Source organism: Companilactobacillus versmoldensis DSM 14857 = KCTC 3814 (assembly GCF_001434295.1).
Taxonomy (GTDB): Bacteria; Bacillota; Bacilli; order Lactobacillales; family Lactobacillaceae; genus Companilactobacillus; species Companilactobacillus versmoldensis.
Genome location: NZ_AZFA01000018.1, coordinates 13,170 through 32,258 on the forward strand (window position 1 = coordinate 13,170; position 19,089 = coordinate 32,258).

15 protein-coding genes are annotated in these 19,089 nt (G+C 38.4%); 9 read left to right on the forward strand and 6 right to left on the reverse strand.

The features are described 5' to 3' along the window. Window positions 1-5 precede the first annotated feature (5 nt). Both hslU and FC27_RS08870 read left to right on the forward strand, forming a co-directional pair. Window positions 6-1,445: an ATP-dependent protease ATPase subunit HslU gene (gene hslU / locus FC27_RS08865; protein WP_010623478.1), complete on the forward strand. Its 1,440-nt coding sequence runs from the start codon at window positions 6-8 to the stop codon at window positions 1,443-1,445. 11 nt (window positions 1,446-1,456) lie between these two features. Then, entirely contained in the window at window positions 1,457-2,332 is an 876-nt protein-coding gene (locus FC27_RS08870) for an aldose 1-epimerase family protein (protein WP_010623479.1), read from the forward strand. Between the two features lie 65 nt (window positions 2,333-2,397). On the opposite strand, the gene plsY is transcribed toward FC27_RS08870, so the two are convergent. Further along, a complete protein-coding gene (gene plsY, locus FC27_RS08875; protein WP_010623480.1) occupies window positions 2,398-3,039 on the reverse strand; it encodes a glycerol-3-phosphate 1-O-acyltransferase PlsY in 642 nt (213 codons plus the stop codon). Window positions 3,040-3,256: 217 nt separating this feature from the next. Here plsY and parE point away from each other — a divergent pair, with 217 nt between their 5' ends. The 5 genes from parE (at window position 3,257) to rbsU (ending at window position 10,779) form a co-directional block, all read left to right on the forward strand. Next, complete coding sequence (gene parE, locus FC27_RS08880) at window positions 3,257-5,260, forward strand: DNA topoisomerase IV subunit B (RefSeq protein WP_010623481.1); 2,004 nt, start codon at window positions 3,257-3,259, stop codon at window positions 5,258-5,260. Window positions 5,261-5,266: 6 nt separating this feature from the next. Further along, window positions 5,267-7,720 (forward strand): DNA topoisomerase IV subunit A, encoded by a 2,454-nt coding sequence (gene parC, locus FC27_RS08885; RefSeq protein ID WP_010623482.1) that lies wholly within the window; start codon window positions 5,267-5,269, stop codon window positions 7,718-7,720. A gap of 85 nt (window positions 7,721-7,805) precedes the next feature. Beyond that, the gene (locus FC27_RS08890) at window positions 7,806-8,759 is read left to right on the forward strand and encodes a LysR family transcriptional regulator (protein WP_010623483.1); all 954 of its coding nucleotides are present in this window, start codon (window positions 7,806-7,808) and stop codon (window positions 8,757-8,759) included. A gap of 24 nt (window positions 8,760-8,783) precedes the next feature. Further along, entirely contained in the window at window positions 8,784-9,719 is a 936-nt protein-coding gene (locus FC27_RS08895) for a manganese-dependent inorganic pyrophosphatase (RefSeq protein ID WP_010623484.1), read from the forward strand. A gap of 166 nt (window positions 9,720-9,885) precedes the next feature. Beyond that, window positions 9,886-10,779, forward strand: a complete 894-nt coding sequence (gene rbsU / locus FC27_RS08900; protein WP_010623485.1) for a ribose/proton symporter RbsU — start codon at window positions 9,886-9,888, stop codon at window positions 10,777-10,779. A 281-nt stretch (window positions 10,780-11,060) separates the two neighbouring features. Here rbsU and FC27_RS08905 read toward each other — a convergent pair whose 3' ends face one another. From FC27_RS08905 to FC27_RS08920, 4 genes are all read right to left on the reverse strand, one after another. After that, complete coding sequence (locus tag FC27_RS08905) at window positions 11,061-11,633, reverse strand: LOG family protein (protein WP_010623486.1); 573 nt, start codon at window positions 11,631-11,633, stop codon at window positions 11,061-11,063. Between the two features lie 78 nt (window positions 11,634-11,711). Continuing rightward, a complete protein-coding gene (locus FC27_RS08910; RefSeq protein WP_010623487.1) occupies window positions 11,712-12,593 on the reverse strand; it encodes a hypothetical protein in 882 nt (293 codons plus the stop codon). A gap of 78 nt (window positions 12,594-12,671) precedes the next feature. Further along, the gene (locus FC27_RS08915) at window positions 12,672-13,496 is read right to left on the reverse strand and encodes a phage integrase N-terminal SAM-like domain-containing protein (protein WP_155802054.1); all 825 of its coding nucleotides are present in this window, start codon (window positions 13,494-13,496) and stop codon (window positions 12,672-12,674) included. A gap of 122 nt (window positions 13,497-13,618) precedes the next feature. Further along, entirely contained in the window at window positions 13,619-14,524 is a 906-nt protein-coding gene (locus FC27_RS08920) for a lactate/malate family dehydrogenase (RefSeq protein ID WP_010623489.1), read from the reverse strand. Between the two features lie 305 nt (window positions 14,525-14,829). Here FC27_RS08920 and recQ point away from each other — a divergent pair, with 305 nt between their 5' ends. Both recQ and FC27_RS08930 read left to right on the forward strand, forming a co-directional pair. Further along, entirely contained in the window at window positions 14,830-16,614 is a 1,785-nt protein-coding gene (recQ, locus tag FC27_RS08925) for a DNA helicase RecQ (protein WP_029508090.1), read from the forward strand. A gap of 102 nt (window positions 16,615-16,716) precedes the next feature. Then, window positions 16,717-17,580 (forward strand): metallophosphoesterase family protein, encoded by an 864-nt coding sequence (locus FC27_RS08930; protein ID WP_010623491.1) that lies wholly within the window; start codon window positions 16,717-16,719, stop codon window positions 17,578-17,580. A gap of 1,124 nt (window positions 17,581-18,704) precedes the next feature. On the opposite strand, the gene FC27_RS08935 is transcribed toward FC27_RS08930, so the two are convergent. Then, window positions 18,705-19,085, reverse strand: a complete 381-nt coding sequence (locus FC27_RS08935) for a DUF2255 family protein (RefSeq protein WP_010623492.1) — start codon at window positions 19,083-19,085, stop codon at window positions 18,705-18,707. Between the last annotated feature and the right edge of the window lie 4 nt (window positions 19,086-19,089).

Below are 19,089 nucleotides of genomic sequence, written 5' to 3' on the forward strand. Positions count from 1 at the left end.
CATTAATGGAAAATTTAACTCCAAAACAAATAGTTCAACAATTAGATGATTATATTATTGGCCAAGATGCTGCTAAAAAATCAGTGGCTATTGCTTTATATAACCGTTATCGTCGGATGCAAGTACCAGATAAGATGCAACAAGAGATCACACCTAAGAATCTGATGATGATCGGACCTACTGGTGTTGGTAAAACTGAGATCGCTCGTCGACTAGCTAAAATCGTCAAAGCTCCATTTGTTAAAGTTGAAGCAACCAAGTTTACTGAAGTTGGCTATGTCGGACGTGACGTTGAGTCAATGGTCCGTGACTTGATGGATGTTGCGGTAACAATGGAAGAAGACGAAAAATACGCTGAGATAAGACCTGATATCGAGCGCAAAGTTAACAAGAAATTAGTTAAATTGATCGTTCCGGCGATTAAAAAAGAAACCAAAGAAGCTAATGGTGGGATGAACGATTTCATGTCGATGTTGACAAACATGAACAATTCATCAAATCTTGGCGATATGTTCAAGAATGGTAATAATGATGATGGCGGAGACCCTGATGAAGGTCGTGACGTGACTGATGATATCCGTAACCAACGTTTGTCAGTCAAGGAACAACTAGACAAGGGCCTGCTAGAAGACCACGACGTTACTATTCAAGTGGAAGAATCCAGAAAAGCCCCAATGAATGACCAAATGCAACAAATGGGTATTGACATGGGAAGTATGATGGATTCGATCATGCCTAAGAAGATGATCTCACGTACTTTGCCTGTCAAAGATGCTCGTGAGGTCCTGATCCGTCAAGAGTCTGCTAAACGTGTCGACCATGATGAGATCTATCAAGGTGCTATCAATCGGACAGAAAACAACGGGATCATCTTTATTGATGAGTTCGATAAGATCACTGCCGGTGACAAACATACTTCCGGAGAAGTTTCTCGTGAAGGTGTCCAACGTGATATCTTACCAATCGTTGAAGGTTCACAGATCAATACTAAATATGGCGCAGTCAGAACTGATCACATTCTCTTTATTGCATCAGGTGCCTTTGCTGACAGTAAACCTAGTGATCTGATCGCCGAATTGCAAGGCCGTTTCCCAATTCGTGTTGAGTTAAAAGACTTGACTGAAAAAGACTTTATCCAGATCTTGACTAAGCCTGATAATGCCTTGACAAAACAATACGTTGCTTTAACTAAGGCTGATGGTATCAACTTAGTATTTACTAAAGAAGCGGTTGAAGAAATAGCTCAAGTTGCTTTTGATTTAAATAATACCAATCAAAATATTGGTGCCAGAAGATTATCAACAGTTTTGGAAAAGATCTTAGCTGATATTCTTTATGAAGGTCCAGATATGCAGATGGGTGATGTTACTATTACACGTGAATACGTCAAGAAACAAGTCGGTAAGATCGTTTCTGATAAAGACCTTTCACGTTACATCCTGTAGAGGTGAAACTCATGGAAACCTATACCATTCAAAATGATTATTTAAAGATTATCGTTTCAACAGCAGGCGCAGAGATCATCAGTATCATCGATAGTTCCGATAATGAATTGATCTGGCAAGCTGACCCTAATATTTGGGGACGGCATGCACCAGTTCTTTTCCCGATCGTTGGCCGTTTGAATGATGATCATTATTACTATCAAGAAAAGAAATACGATATGTCACAGCATGGTTTTGCTCGTGACCGTACTTTTAGCGTTGATTCGGCTAATGACAACAAATTGATCCTCGAATTAGTTGATGATGAAGAGACTTTGAAAATTTATCCATTTCATTTTCAATTGCAAGTCATCTATCAACTAGTCAAAGATACTTTGCAGATCAGTTATGTCGTTAATAATCGTAGTCAATCAGAACCGATGTATTTCTCAATCGGCGCTCATCCAGGATTCTCGGTGCCTTTTGAGTCAGGATTGAATTATCAAGACTATCATGTCTCCCTGACTCCTCAGGTCACACGGCCACGGATAACGTTGCGTGAGAACAATATCGATCTTAGTCAGGAAAAACGGGTCGATGATCAGGATTTTGATTTGGATCATCAAGTTTTCGTTGACGATGCCCTGATTTATAGTTTGAGTGAGCCAACGGTTGTGACGATCTCGAACAATAAGGATCAGCGTACGATCAACTTAGATACTGGAAATGCTCGTTTTGTCGGTATCTGGTCACAATATCCAGAAGAGGGTAATTTCGTCTGCATCGAACCTTGGTGGGGTATTGCTGATAAGATCGATACTGATCATCAGTTGACTCATAAATATGGGATCAATGAGTTAGATCCAACTGAAAAATTTGAAGCTTATTATAGTATTTCCTTCAAGTAATGATTGCTTAAAAGAATGCAAAAAAAGACTACTTTGACTGTTCTAATAACAGTAAAGTAGTCTTTTTATTTATCGGATTTATGGTTTTCCTTTTTTTGCTGACGCTTATAAGCTAAGCCAATCGGTACTAAGTTCTCTTTTCCCTTTAGTAGACGTTTGATATTAGGTATGTGGCGAGCATAGATGATGACTGTCACGATTGCAGCTACAGTCGTTAAGATCCAATCATGGAAAAGTAGCGAGGCTAAAGTAAAAATCAAAATAGTTACTAAACTGCCGACACTGACCATGCTGGTAACATAGGTGATGAGTGCTAAGCAGATGAAACAAATTCCAAATAATAAGGGATTATAAGCTAACAATATCCCAGCACTAGTAGCAACGGCCTTGCCACCTTTGAATTCCAAGAAGATCGAATAGACGTGTCCTAAAACAGCAAATACTCCAACAAAAAGCATCAATCGATGATCTAATCCAAAGAACACTGGCATGAAGGCTCCTAAGGTACCCTTGAGGATATCAACGATCAGGACAACAGTACCGGCCAGTGGGCCAAAAACTCGGTAAGCATTAGTGGTACCAACGTTTCCACTACCATACTCGAAGATATTTTTGTGAAAGAAAGCTTTTCCAACTATGTAGGCTGTCGGAAAGGAGCCAACTAGGTATGCTAAAATTATAGAGATAAGAAGTTTAGCTATTAACATAAAATCACGCTCATTTCTTAGTTATCTAGGTATATAAAGTTCGTAACAATAAGTCATCTTTTTACATGATACCTGTTTTTAGGAAAATTATTTACCCATTTTTGGAAAATTAACAAAAAATAAGAAATTAATTTTGAACATATGTTTGCTTTACTTTCTCGTATCCATGCTATAATTAACAATTGTTATCTAGCAATCTAAAAAAGGACTGATTTAAATGCCTAAATCATCTTATGATGATTCATCAATTCAAATCCTTGAAGGATTAGAAGCAGTTCGTAAACGTCCTGGTATGTATATCGGGTCAACTGATACTCGTGGTCTACATCACTTGGTTTACGAAATTGTCGACAATGCTGTCGACGAAGCTCTTTCAGGATTTGGTAAAGAAATAAATGTCACACTTAATCATGACGGCAGTGTAACTGTAGTCGATCATGGACGGGGGATGCCAACAGGTATGCATTCTTCGGGGAAACCAACTATTGAAGTTATCTTAACGGTCTTACATGCCGGTGGTAAGTTCTCAGAAAATAGTTATAAGACTTCTGGTGGACTGCATGGTGTTGGTTCATCTGTAGTTAACGCTTTATCTGAATGGATGACGGTCCGGGTCGTTCGGGATCATAAAGTCTATCAGGAAAAATTTGAAAAAGGTGGTCATCCTGTTGGTACTTTAAAGATGACCGGAAAGACGCGTGAAGACAGTGGAACGACTATCAGCTTCATGCCTGACGCCTCGATTTTTCAAACGATTAAATTCAATTTTGACACTTTAGCTGAACGTTTGCGGGAATCAGCTTTCCTACTTAAAGGCGTTAAGTTCACTATCACCGACAAACGGGGTGAAGAAGATAATCAGGAAATATTCCATTACGAAGATGGTATTCAGTCGTTCGTTAAATACTTGAACGAAGGCAAAGATACTTTAGGAAATATTTTCTACATTGAAGGCGAAAATTCCGACATTGAGATCGAATTTTCTGGTCAATACAATGATGGTTATTCCGAGAATATTATTTCATTTGTTAATAATGTTCGAACAGCAGATGGTGGTACTCACGAAGCTGGGATGAAGTCTGGTTTGACCAAAGCTTTCAATGATTATGCCCGTAAAGTTGGCTTACTAAAAGAAAGTAGCAAAAATCTTGAAGGTAGTGATGTCCGTGAAGGACTGTCAGCTATCATCTCCGTTCGTATCCCGGAAGAGATCCTTCAATTTGAAGGACAGACTAAGGGTAAATTGGGGACACCCCAAGCCCGTGGAGCTGTTGACCAATTAGTATATGAGCAGATGAGCTTTTATTTGATGGAGAATGGAGAACAGGCCCAGACATTAGTGAAAAAGGCTCTCAAAGCGCGTGAGGCACGTAATGCTGCCAGAAAAGCGCGGGAAACTACTCGTAATGGCCGGAAGAGCAAAAAAAATGACGGTTTATTGTCAGGTAAATTGACTCCTGCTCAGTCAAAGAACGCTGCTAAAAATGAATTGTTCCTAGTCGAGGGTGATTCTGCCGGTGGTTCAGCTAAGCAAGGTCGAGATCGGAAATTTCAAGCCATTTTGCCATTACGTGGTAAGGTCTTGAATACTCAAAAAGCAAAGCTCGAAGAGATCTATAAGAATGCCGAGATCAACACGATGATCTATACCATTGGTGCTGGTGTTGGTGCTGATTTCAAGTTAGAAGATCGTAATTATGACAAAGTTATTATCATGACCGATGCCGATGATGACGGTTCACATATCCAGATTCTATTGTTGACCTTCTTCTATCGCTATATGCGTCCTCTAGTTGAATCTGGACACGTTTATATTGCCTTACCACCTTTGTATAAATTGCAAAAGGGTCGTGGTGCTAAGACGAAGATCGAATACGCTTGGACACCTGACGAGTTAGCTGAAACCATCAAAACGATGGGTAAGGGCTATGAATTGCAACGATTCAAGGGCCTTGGTGAAATGAATGCTGATCAATTATGGCAGACAACCATGGATCCTGAATCACGGATCTTGATCCGGGTAAATATCGATGATGCAGCTTTAGCTGAACGCCGCGTTACTACTTTGATGGGCGATAAAGTTAAACCTCGTCGTGATTGGATCGAAAAAAACGTCCGCTTTAACGGAACTGAAGAAGGCGACGACATTTTAGCAAAAGTCGATGATACAGATCATATCGACAAAAAAGTCGTTGACGATTTATTGAACAAGGATAGGTGATAAATAGTGGCTAACAAATCTCCTAAAATTCAAGACATCCCATTAGAAAAAATCATGGGAGACCGTTTTGAGAGATATTCAAAGTCGATCATTCAACAAAGAGCCTTACCTGATATCAGGGATGGTTTAAAACCTGTTCAGAGAAGAATCTTATATTCAATGTATCTGGACGGTAACACTTATGACAAGGGCTTCCGTAAGTCAGCCAAAGGTGTTGGTAACGTCATGGGTAATTTTCATCCTCATGGGGACTCATCAATCTATGAAGCAATGGTGAGACTATCACAAGATTGGAAATTACGTGCACCACTGATCGAGATGCACGGTAACAATGGTTCGATGGATGGTGATCCACCGGCTGCCATGCGTTATACCGAAGCACGTTTATCAAAGATCTCCGCTGAAATGCTCCGTGATATCAATAAGGGTACGGTCGATGAGGAGTGGAACTTCGATGATACAGAAAAGGAACCAAAGGTTTTACCAGCCAGATTTCCGAACTTATTAGTTAACGGGGCAACTGGTATCTCCGCTGGTTATGCAACTGAGATCCCACCACATAACCTGGGAGAAGTTATCGAAGCAACTATCAAGCTGATCGATGAACCTGACACGAGTTTGGATGACCTAATGAAGATCGTCAAAGGACCAGATTTTCCTACTGGTGGTATCTTGCAAGGTGCAAGTAGTATCAAAGAAGCCTACAAGACCGGTCGTGGTAAAGTCTATCTGAAATCAAAAACGACTATTCAAGAACTACGGGGACATAAATCTCAAATCGTGATCACGGAAATACCTTATGAAGTCAACAAGGCTGTTCTGGTCAAGAAGATGGATGAAGTCCGCGTGCTCAAAAAAGTCGACGGTATCGCTGAAGTCCGAGACGAGTCAGACCGTAAAGGTCTCTCGATCGTAGTCGAATTAAAGCGTGATGTTGATGCCCAAGGTATCTTGAATTACTTACTAAAAAACACTGATCTACAGATCTCTTACAACTTCAATATGGTCGCCATTTCAGAAATGACGCCTCAACAAGTTGGCTTGATCAAGATCTTGAAAGAATACATCAAGCATCAAGAAGATGTAGTTTTACGTCGTTCTCAATTTGATTTAGAAAAAGCTAAGAAACGTTTGCATATCGTTGAAGGTCTGATCAAAGCTTTATCGATCTTAGATAAAGTCATCAAAACCATCCGTGGCAGTAAGAACAAATCTGATGCTAAGAATAATTTGGTCAAAGAGTATCAATTCACTGAACCACAAGCTGAAGCTATCGTATCCTTGCAACTTTATCGTTTGACGAATACTGATGTGACTGAGCTTGAAAAAGAAGACAAAGAATTGAATGAATTGATCACCAGTTTGAATAAGATCATCAACGACCATACTACTTTGATGAATGTCATCAAAAAAGAACTTCAACAGGTCAAGGATACATACGCTGACAAACGTCGGACGAAGATCCAAGCTAAAGTTGATGAGATCAAAGTCGATACTAAAGTCATGGTCGCCAGTGAAGAGGTCCGTGTCTTGGTTAGTCATGATGGTTATGTCAAGCGTAGTAGTCAACGTTCATATATGGCTTCTGAGCCGAGTGAAAATGGCTTAAAAGACGAAGATTATCCGATCTTAGATGTTGAAGCTAATACCTTAGATCACATCTTCATCTTTACTGACAAAGGTAATTTGGTTTACCGTCAGATCTATGAATTAGAAGATAGCCGTTGGAAAGATACCGGTTCTCACTTGTCTCAAGAAGTTGGCCTTGCTAACGATGAATCAGTTTTGAAGGCATTCATATTTAAGGATCTCAAACAAACAGGGACCTTTATCACCGGGACTAATGGCAATTACATCAAGCAAGTTTCATTTGAAGACCTCTTACCAGGTCGAACTTATAAATCTCGAGCTGCTCGATATATTAAATTAAAAGACGACCAAACTCGGGTCTTAGATGTCGATTATATTGCTCCAGACGCTTCCAAAGATGACTTGGTCTATGTCTTTACGAAACATTCTTATGCTTCAGCCTTTCCGATCAGTGAAGTACCAGTCGTTGGTAGCAAGGCTGTCGGTGTTAAATTCGTCAGTTTGAAACAAGATGATCAGGTGGTCAGTTACTTTATTGCCGATCAAAATGACCAAACAGATAAAATTGCTTTATTGACACAACGTGGTTCCTATAAACAGATGAAATTGGCAGAGATCCCTGTGACAAGCCGTGCTCGTCGAGGAGTCTTGACCCTAAGAGAACTAAAACGATTACCACATCGTATCCAATTGATTGCCAAGACCAATAAAGATACCGAACTACACGTTATCACTGATCAAAATAGTGATATTGCGATCGACTTTTCCGCCCATAATGATGCTGATCGCTATTCAAATGGATCATTCATTCTTGATCCCGAAACAGATGGTTTACCACTCCGCTTCCAAAAGATTTATAAAGAAGAATAAGCTTTACTATAATTTTTTTATTATATATAGTATGATTACTTTGAAACATAGATATGAATTGATTGGTTGAGGGGGAGTGAATTCTTTGTTAGATGAAGATGCACGAAGAGTATTTAGTTCAAAGGCTTTAAATTATTTTGATGAATTATCAAAAAATATGAGTTATACCAAAACTGCACAGTCTTTAGGTATCACTCAGCCTGCTTTGACTCAACAAATAAAGAAGATTGAGAAGGTCGTGGGTGCACCACTATTTTACAGTGTCGGCAAAAAGATCTATCTGACCGATGCCGGAACGCTGTTATTGAGTGCAACACAAGATATTTTTAATGTGATCAATACGGTAACTGACCAGATCCAACAGAAATCTTCTGAAAGTTCTGGGACGATCAGTATCGGTATTTTAGCTGCGGTCGAAACGAAAGTTCTTGAAGATTTCATCGTTGAATTCAATCGGATCAACCCTAATATCGAGATCGACTTAATTTTACTGACCAGAAGAGAAATTTGGGATGAGATCCAAAACAATAAGATCGATATTGCCGTGATGTATTTACCCGACAATACTATTAAAAATTGGAAATCATATAAGTCAAAGAAGATTATTAATGATACGATAATGTTAGTTCACAATAATGAGAAGATTTTTAAGAAAGGTAAGGCTACTTACAAAGAAGCAACTGTTCAACCTTGGGCAACCTATTTGCGGGGATATTACTTCACAGATCTATTGATCGAGAAATTTAAGAATTCCTTAGTTGATGTGCCTAAGATCGTGGCAAGATTCTCATCGCCATATCAGATCTTGAAATTTGTTCAAGAATCAGACGATATTTATGCTGGTTTACCATTGAGTTTCTGTATTGCTAACGAACGTCTTGTTAAGTCGTACACGACTGTTTTAGAGCCAGCAATTTCGAGTGAATTGACTTTTGTTTACCGTGATGACAAAGACAAGATCCCTCGGATCAAAGAATTTTTCAACGAATGGGACAGTTTCTTACAAAAAACTAGCTATACCGATCGTTTAAGATCTTAATTACCAAGAAGGAGAATTGAATCAATGACAGAAGAAAAACAATTAGTTGTAGGACATAAGAATCCCGATACAGATGCTGTAGTCGCAGCTATCTCTTATTCTTACTTGCAAAACCAAACAGGTATGAATACTGAAGCCGTAGCACAAGGAGAACCAAATAAGGAAACTAAATTTGTTTTCAACAAGTTTGACTACAAATACCCTCGGATCACGACTGCTGTGAACGGCGATGCTAAAAAAGTTATGTTGGTCGATCACAATGAAAAACAACAAAGTTTTGATGATATCGACAATGTTGAAGTAACACATGTTGTCGATCATCATCGGATCGCTAATTTCGAGACAGCTCTTCCTTTATACTACCGTGCAGAACCAATCGGTTGTACAAGTACTATCCTTTGGGAAATGTACAACGAACAGGATGTTGAGATCCCTGCAAAAATTGCTGGATTGATGGCCTCAGCTATTATTTCTGATACATTGTTATTGAAATCACCTACATCTACTTCAAAAGATGAAGATGCATTGAAGAGCTTGGCTAAGACTGCTGGTATCGACTATGAAGCATACGGTATGGAAATGCTCAAAGCTGGTACAGACTTGGATGATAAATCAACTCAAGAGTTGATCGATATGGATGCCAAGAGTTTCGAAATGAATGGCAATAATGTTCGTATCGCTCAAGTTAACACAGTTGATGTTGACCATACTTTGGAACGTGAAGCAGAATTTGTCAGTGACATTAAGAAAGAAAACCAAGAAAACAATTATAACTTGTTCGTCTTGTTGATTACTAACATCATGACTAGTGATACCACAGGTGTCATCATTGGCGATGATAATGCTGTTTCAACATTTGAAAAGGCTTTGAACACTAAGGTCAGCGACAATAAAGCTAGCTTACCTGGTGTTGTCTCACGTAAGAAACAAATCGTTCCACCATTGAATGGAGAGTTTTAGTAAATATAAGTAAATTAATCAAAAAAATTTACTTAAACTGAAACGTTTACATTGAAAACGGTTGTTTCGTCTAGTATAATCTTGTATATCATGAAAGCTGCTGGAGGTTTTTAGACTCCAGCAGTTTTGATGTTTAAGTTACTTTTTTAAACAAAGGGGATATACAATGAGTATTACGAACATTTTGATCGGACTGTGTCCGATGATTGGTTGGGGTGTCTTCCCAGTCCTTACTGGTTATTTTGGCGGTAAGCCAGTTAACCAAATCATTGGAGCAACCTATGGTACTCTGATTGGTGCAATTGTAGTGGCATTATTCATGCGTACACCGATGATCGGTGGCAAAGAGTTCTTGTTCACTTTCTTATCTGGTATTGGTTGGGCAGCTGGTCAAATCCTAGTTTTCTATGCCTTTACTGAAATGGGAGTTTCCAGAACGATGCCTATTTCAACCGGAGCCCAGTTGATCGGAGCCTCACTGTGGGGTGTCTTGGTATTAGGCGAATGGAGTAAGACATCGTCAAAATTCATCGGATTCTTTGCGATCCTATTGATCATCATTGGTGTGTACTTCACAACTTATACTGAAAACAAGACCAAAACAGCCGGTGGATCAAAAGCTTTCAAAGGTGTACTTTTAGTGGCCTGTGCTGAAATCGGTTACTTAGCATACTCAGCTTTCCCACAAGCTGTTCCAAAGGCTACAGGATTCGAAGCTTTCTTGCCACAAGCTTTAGGTATGGCTGTCACAGCTACTATCTTTGCTTTAGCTACTAAGAAGAATCGTCAATCAAGACCTTACCGGACAAAGAGCTCATACACGAACATCATTGCTGGTTTGTTCTTTGCATTTGCTGCTTTAACATATTTGATCTCAGCACGTCCATCCGTTAACGGATTGGCAACTGGTTTCACACTTTCACAAATGAATGTTATCTTAGCAACATTAGGTGGAATTTATGTGCTTCACGAAAAGAAAACACACAAAGAAATGATCGCAGTTCTAGCGGGACTAGCATTAGTTGTTATTGCTGGTATCATTACTGCCTTCATTAAATAATTTTAAAGACATCAGTCGATGTCTTTTTTTTTGCACAAAAAAGGTCATAGTTCTGCATCGGCAGCTCTATGACCTTCGTAATTACTCAGAAACAAGTTAAAACCCATTTCCTTTCATACTTCTATCCAATAATGTGGGGGATCTCAGCTTTAAATGTTAGTGATGAGTCTAACATTTGTTAAAGCAGAAATCGAAGGAGTGTCAAATAGGGAAATCACCAATACCTATCTGACATTTTCATCATAAGTCCATCACTATAAGATGTGAAACAGAAGACTTATTTATTTATTTTTATATTGACGCTTTTTTGGTGTTACGTAATTATTGATATATTTATCTATGACTGATAATGAATCAGTGAACAGTAAAGTATTTTTGGATTTTTCTTCTAAGAAACCCTCATTGGTCATCTGATTGAACATAGCTTTCAGTGGGTCGTAGTAATGATTGACATTATAAAAGATGCAGGGATCAGGATTTTTGCCAATTCTGGTCCAAGAAAAGGCATCGGCCATTTCTTCCAAGGTCCCGGGACCTCCAGGCAACGCGATGCTAGCAATCGAGTTTTTTAACATCAATTCCTTTCGTTGATCGATCGAATCAACTATATCCACCTGATCGATTTTCTTATGAGTCAATTCACGATTGACCATGTCTTTAGTGATAACACCATGTACATATCCATGGTCATTCAAGACGGTATCAGAGATGGTGCCCATCAGTCCAAATTTGCCGCCGCCATAAGTCAAACCATAGTGATGAGCGACTATCCAGTGGCCAAGTTTTTCGGCTGCCTCAGTATAGATAGCCTTGTTACCGGATGAAGCTCCGCAATAAACTGCAATATTTTTCATTTTTACACATCTTTCTAGCAAAAAACCCCGATCCATTTGAGATATGAATTGGGATTTCAAGGCAATAAAATCATTTGATTATAAAATGACTACGGTTCGTGCAGCAATCAATTGGCCATTAGAGTAACGGATCGAATCAGTTCCACCATTACCCACGATCCGGCTATTGGCAGAAAGTTGACTCAATTGTGCCTGACTCATACCATCAACGGTGAAGAAGATACTTTGTGTATACGTACCAGCCTTTAAAGTCTTTGGTAAATCACTCAATGCAACTTTTTTACCGTCTAAATAGACGTTATTGACAGGACTTATCTTGGTAGCTTGATAAGTCTTACCATTATCTTTGTCAGTGATCGTGAAATTTGGGATCAAATAAGTGTTTTTAAAAATATCAGCTAAGGAAGTCGACTTTATTTTGATGGTATCTTGAAAGTTAACGTCTAACTCACTCATAGGTTTGGGAACATGGACTGTCATCGGTTGTTCGCGTAAGACCTGTCCACTGTTATAGTTATTCAGCACTTGAAGTTTAAGATTAGCTGTACCGCCATTTTTCTTCAAATCTGGTACTACGTTAGTCGCAAAATTGCTAAAATCATCATCAGCTGGGCTGAGACGATAAAGGAAGCTCTTGACTAAGGTATTGTTACGAGCAGACTTGGCGTAGTTAAGATTAGTTTGTCCGAGCCAAGTCGTCATATCGCCAGCTAAGAACTGGTCATAGTTACGCCAATAACCATCTGTCTCTGAAGGTAAGTCATAACTAGGGATGGTGATATCTGTCGTGAGACCATCTAAGTATTGGTCAGCGTATTCTGTCGGGAACATTTGATAAGTTCCGGTATTATCCTGACTTGTCGTAGCAGCATTGACATTAGTCAGTGTGATGGCACTGAGTGACAAGACAGAGATCGTTGCACTCAAGATGATGCGGGTGAAAAGTTTGTTTTTAAACATTGAGGCGAGCTCCTTTGTATCTGAATATAAATATTATAATTCAAATGTTATCAAATTACTGTTACAATTCAGGAATCTTTAGATATTTTCAAAATCGCTTTCCCGCAATAGTCGACGATAATAAAGTAGTGATGAGGTATCTAAGTGCTCGATGATCTTCAATTGCTCATCATTAGGTTCTTTTTCGCTTAGTAACAATAAGATAAAGGTCGTATAGAGCTTTTTGGGAGTCAGATCCAAATTGGTTTTGTCACTGTCCTTTTTGATATCACGATGTAAAGCAGAAGTGCTCAGTAGAGGAGACTTAGCTCCTTTGTTACGTGAAAGGAACAGATTTTGGTTGTGCCAGTAATTTCGATAAGGCTCGATAAAGTCATCATACTCAGATAAAAAACTCGTCTCAGGGTCTGAAAAGGCTAATTTTTGGAAGATTTGATAAAAGCCTTCAGCCAAGGCTCGCTGATAAGTGAATCCTTTCGAAATTGCTAAGATCAACAAGCGTGGATAGACATGTAAAGAGATATCGTTTAGATACCTTGGTAAGTCTAAGAAGACATCGACTGGAAAATCTTCCTGAGTCGGGACTTTTAGGCTAGTGATATTAAGTGTCGGTATCTCTTTGATCTTCTTGTTCGCAAATAGATACTTGAAGTAAATATTGAGATTACTCAGGATCTTATTGATAGTTGATGGACTAAGTTTTAAGGTCGTCATCAAATAGTCCTTGTAGATCCGTAAGTCCTGTTCATGGATGGTCGTTAGATCTTCCGTTGCTTTATAAGAGGGATGTTTAACCACTAGGTAGTCAAAGAAATCATGCAGACTATTGAGATATTCAGTATGAGCTCTTGAAGAGATAGCGCGAGTTTTCAAATATGCATTAAATCCAGGGATATATGGTATTTTTGTCGTAAGTAGTCCTTATTAGTTATTAGATACTACTAGATTAGCGGACTTATGACTATTCAGCAAATTACACGATAAAAAACCTCACAGATGTTCAATAACATTGTGAGGTAATTTTTTTAAATGGCGGCGTACATTTCTTTGATGCTTTGAACTGATTTATCCCATTTGTGGCTCTCTTGGTCAGTCAGGTCTAATGGGAAGATTTTCTCGACTCCATCGGAACCGATCAAAGCAGGCTCTCCGATGTAGATCGCTTCATCTGGATTGTAAACAGAAACAGGCATGATCTTCTTGCTGTCGCTTAAGACCGTCTGAACGATCAAGGCCGCTTGATTAGCGATGCCATAGCTGGTGAAACCTTTGCCAAAGAAGATATCCATCCCGTTTTGTTTGGCTTGATGTTCGAGTGAGTCTTGTTCTTCATCAGTCAAACGTTGACTCAAGCTAGTATTTTCGATCCGGACTGATGTCCAAGGAACGAATTGCGTCATACCATGTTCACCAAGGACGCAACCATGGACACTATTGGCATGGACGCCTAATTTATCACTGACGGCCTGTTTCATCCTAGCTGTATCAAGGGATGTCCCAGTACCAAAGACGTGATTTCTAGGTAATTCAGATAACTCTTGCAAGAGACGGGCGATAACATCGCATGGATTGGTGATATTGATCAAGATACCATTGAAGCCAGACTGCTTGATTTTAGGACCCCATTCGTCGGCAACCTTTTTTGTATAGTTCAATTCATCAAAACGATTGCCGCTACCTTGTTGGACCGAGATCTTACCAGCTGAAAAAATGATTATATCGGTATCCTTCAGCTCTTGAAGGGAAGGTTTGATGATCTCTAAGTGAGAGTTTAATCCCACTTGTCCATCCTTCAAGTCCTTGTATTGGGCCGTAACGATCTTCTCATCTTTATCGAACAACACCAATTGATCGACCAGATCACGGCTTACTAGGGTATAGGCTGTTGTGCTCCCCACATGGCCTAATCCAATGATTGCGATTTTACTCATAACACACACCTCATAAAACAAAATATATTATAGAACGTAATCATAATAATCGACCTTTTTAATGAAATGTCAATAATATTAGAGAAAAGCTAATAAAAATGTCTCGTTCTGTAATCACTTACAATCGATGGTTCTATTTCAATCAATTCAGATTAATCTTATAATAAAGGAATTCGAGTCGACAGTTTTCAACTGAAAAGTTGCGTAATTATAGTTATCGGTTCAAGAATGAGTTTACTTTTGATGACGATATTCTTGGACAATGATATTCTAATAGAAGAAGTATATTTAAGGGAGTTTTCAAAATTATTAGTCCTAATGAAATTTTAAAACAGACATTTGGATACGATGAATTTCGTCCGGGTCAGTTGGATATCATCAATAAAGTCCTGGATCATAAGAGAACACTAGGGATCATGCCAACTGGTGGAGGGAAGTCAGTTTGCTATCAAATACCAGCATTGATGTTTTCTGGGTTGACCTTAGTCGTATCACCACTGATTTCTTTGATGAAAGACCAAGTCGATGGATTGAATGAAATGAATATCCCAGCGACCTTTATCAACAGTACCTTGAATTATGTTGAAGCTAATGAGCGGATGCAGTATATCGAATCCGGCGCAGTCAAACTATTGTATGTAGCTCCCGAACGCATTGAGAACCCTGAGTTTTATAACTGGCTGACACATCTGCCGATCGATCTGATCGCGGTCGATGAAGCCCATGTTTTATCTTCTTGGGGACATGATTTTCGCCCAAGTTATTTGAACATCATCGAACCTTTGAATCAATTGCCGAATGATCCCCCAGTCCTAGCTCTGACAGCTACTGCTACTAACCGTGTCCAAGAGGATCTGACTAGTATTTTGAATATCAAGGATGAGGATGTCATTAAGACAGGCTTCGAGCGGACCAATTTGGCCCTAAAAATCGAACGAGGTGTCAATAAACCACGTTATTTATTAGAATACGTTCAATCTCATCCAGGTGAATCAGGCATCATCTATGCCGGTAAGCGAAAAGATGTTGAAAAGATCTACGATCAATTGAAAGAAAAAGGCATCAAAGTCGGTAAATATCATGCTGGCTTGGATGATGACGTTCGTCATCAAATGCAAGAAGATTTCCTATTTGACGAAATTGATGTCATGGTCGCCACTAACGCTTTTGGTATGGGTATCAATAAGACCAACGTCCGCTTCGTGATTCATTATTCGATCCCAGGCACGATCGAAAGCTATTATCAAGAAGTAGGTCGGGCAGGGCGTGATGGCTTGCCGTCTGAAGCAATTTTGCTCTATTCGCCGGCTGACTTACAATTGCACCGTTTCTTCATCGAGCAGTCAGATGCTGACGATGATTATAAGCAAAGTTTGACTGAAAAATTGCGAGAAATGAATCAGTATGCCAAAACTGAATTGTGCTTAATGAACTATATCCTCAAATATTTTGGTGAGACCAAAACTGAACCATGTGGCCATTGTTCAAATTGTTTGGATGAACGACCAGAACATGACGTCACTTACCAGACACAGCAAGCATTGAGTTGTGTCGTCCGGATGGGACAAAAATACGGTAAGAAATTAGTAGCTCGTGTCCTAGCAGGGAAACCCGATGTGGCTTCTGATTGGCATAATTTTGGTGAATTGAGTACCTTTGGTTTGATGCACGACACGACCTTGAAATTCATTGAAGAATTTCTTGATTTCTTAACAGCTAATGATTATTTGCAAACATCTGATGATCAATATCCAACTTTGCGTTTAACTAACAAAGGTCTGATGGTCCTGAAGAGTGAATTAAAGGTCAAACGTCGTGAGACCAAGATCACTCATGCTAGACAACCGATCATGGATGACGGCAATTATGATCAAAAACTCTTCGAACGCTTACGAGCCTTACGTCTAGATTTAGCTCATGCCGCTGATGTACCGCCGTTCGTGATTTTCTCGGACCGGACATTACGTGATATGGCACAGATCAGGCCGGAAAATAGTCAAGAATTTTTAACTGTTTCTGGAGTCGGGAATGCCAAGCTTGAGCGATATGGTGATAAATTTATTCACGAGATCAAAGAATACCAAGCTTAAAGTAAAATATGTTATCTGTTTTAAACTGCTATTATATGTGATAATAAATGTTTTACGAAAACATCTTAACAAAAACACAAGAACGTACTTAGGGGGAGAAAAATGGACCACAAAATTGCTATACTTTCAGATATTCACGGCAATATCACTGCCCTTAAGACAGTCCTAGAAGAGCTGCAAAGCGAAAATATCACCGAATATTGGTTTTTAGGTGATCTATTAACACCTGGACCAGGAGTTAATGAGATCTTTGATTTATTGAATAACTTAAACACAACAGCCTTTATCCGTGGTAACTGGGACGATTTGGTTATCAAGGTGTTGTTAGACGATGAACAATATTTTGATTTGAACAACGACGGCTATGTTCACGTAGCAAAAATGGTTGAATACTTATCAAGAACAATCACTCAGACAAATTTTGACCGATTGAAGAATGCACCGACGGTGACAAGTAAAACAATCAACGGTTTAAATTTACAAATATCCCATAATTTACCATTTAAGAACTTTGGTCACGAATTACTGCCATACGAGATCCAGGGCAACTTTGATGAATTGACTGATGATCAGTCAATTGATATGGCATTTTATGGTCATACACATCATCAAGTGATGCGGACCAGTTCAACTGACCAAATGATCATTAATCCAGGTTCGATTGGTGATCCATATACAGACTGGAAAAAGTTCAGCAAAGATTTACGCGCAGAATATGCCATCTTGGAAATTGATTCATCTGGTTATGCGAACGTGTCCTTTAAACGCGCAAGATACAATATTGATGATGAATTAAAAATTGCTGAAGCCAATGATCTTCCGTACTTAGATCAATATGGCAAAATGCTACATACTGGTCAAGCTAGCACACATGATATTCCAGCCTTAAAAAAAGACAACAAAAAATTTGGTTATCGTGATGACGTAGAAAAATTTATTAAACAACTACGGGAAAAACATTTCTAGGTTTATTAAAAGAGTACAGCAGAAAGTACTCTTTTTTCTTAAAATCCATTACTTCGTATAATATGTATTATGTAACCTTAGATAGATATAAACGATGGTTTAGAGAAAAAGACCCCCTGTTTTTGTTTTTTACCGTTTTTTGACGAATCTGCATTAAATGCAGTTTCAATCAAAAGTTCTGACAAATATTGGCCCCGTATCCGCTGAGTAAAATCATTTCAGCTGATAAGTCCTAAGGTTTAAATCTGTACAGCAATATTTGTTCAATTAAGCACGTTGTCAGATGTCGCTTGACCATCAACTACCTGTAAATATTTTGAACGCGTTCTTAGAATCAACGCTCAAATTGAGATATTTGCTGAAGTTTAGATATGTAGATTTAAATATGTAGTTATCGTGGATTACATTCAAAACTAGCCGATAGCAAATTTCTTATTGATTACGATTCAAATTTAAACAGCTGATCATCATAAATATGATAGATTTTGTTGAATTTAGTTGAGTAAATTGGAAAATCAGCGATCATTTGATGTTTGAATATGTTGATTTGTTAAATTAATGTGTGAAATTCAAAAATAAATAGCTGCAAAGCTTGATATAATAGCATTTACGATGGTTTAGATGGTCAAATGTCTAAAACTGAATATGTTTGCTGAAACAATATAACGAAATTAGCTAAACTAAGTGATTTTAGAGATATTGATAATACTTAAATCAAGATAAAACCTAGGTTGCTTAATGAGTACTTTCATTAAAATGAATATTTTAATGAAAGTACAATAGTACATATTTGTAATCATAATAGAATTTTATAAATTATCGAATTCTATAGCAATATACTAACAAAGAAAAAACGGAAAATAACAGGCATTATACCAGTGATTTTCCGTTCTACAATTAACATAATTGATTATCCAAACGAGATTGTTGGAATTACTTATTTTTCATCATGCCCTTTTCCATCTTTAAAGATCATAACGAATTCTTCTCTTCTGGTTTCATCTATCATAATTTGAAATTAATTTTATTAACTAATCTTCGTTTAACAAATACTAGTAATTTTATTGAATCGTATATCCCCCATTGACTGAGATGCCGATCAAATAATGTGAAATGTTAAACATCTATCTAGGGATTACCTCTATGGTAGAGCTTTTTGGTCCAGCTTGAACCATAGGTGGTAAATAAGCACTACCCTGGTATTTCTTTTCGTACTCCTGATCAACTAACGTGTTGACTTCATTATCATTAAGCTTTTTAAAGATTACTTCATGATTTAATCCATCTAGAAAAACTCGACCAGCCTTTTGCTTAATTGCTGAATTATACCAGCTTGAGTTTTGGCCATTCCAAGCTCTAATAAATAATTTACCATTTGTTACTACTGACCAAATCCAAGTGGGTGTTCCGTAAGTTATTCCATCAGCATAAAACGGTGAGACCTGGAAGTCATCAGCCTTCGCAAAATTTTGAATCTCTTTAGTTGTCCATGTTTTTTCACTCATAATA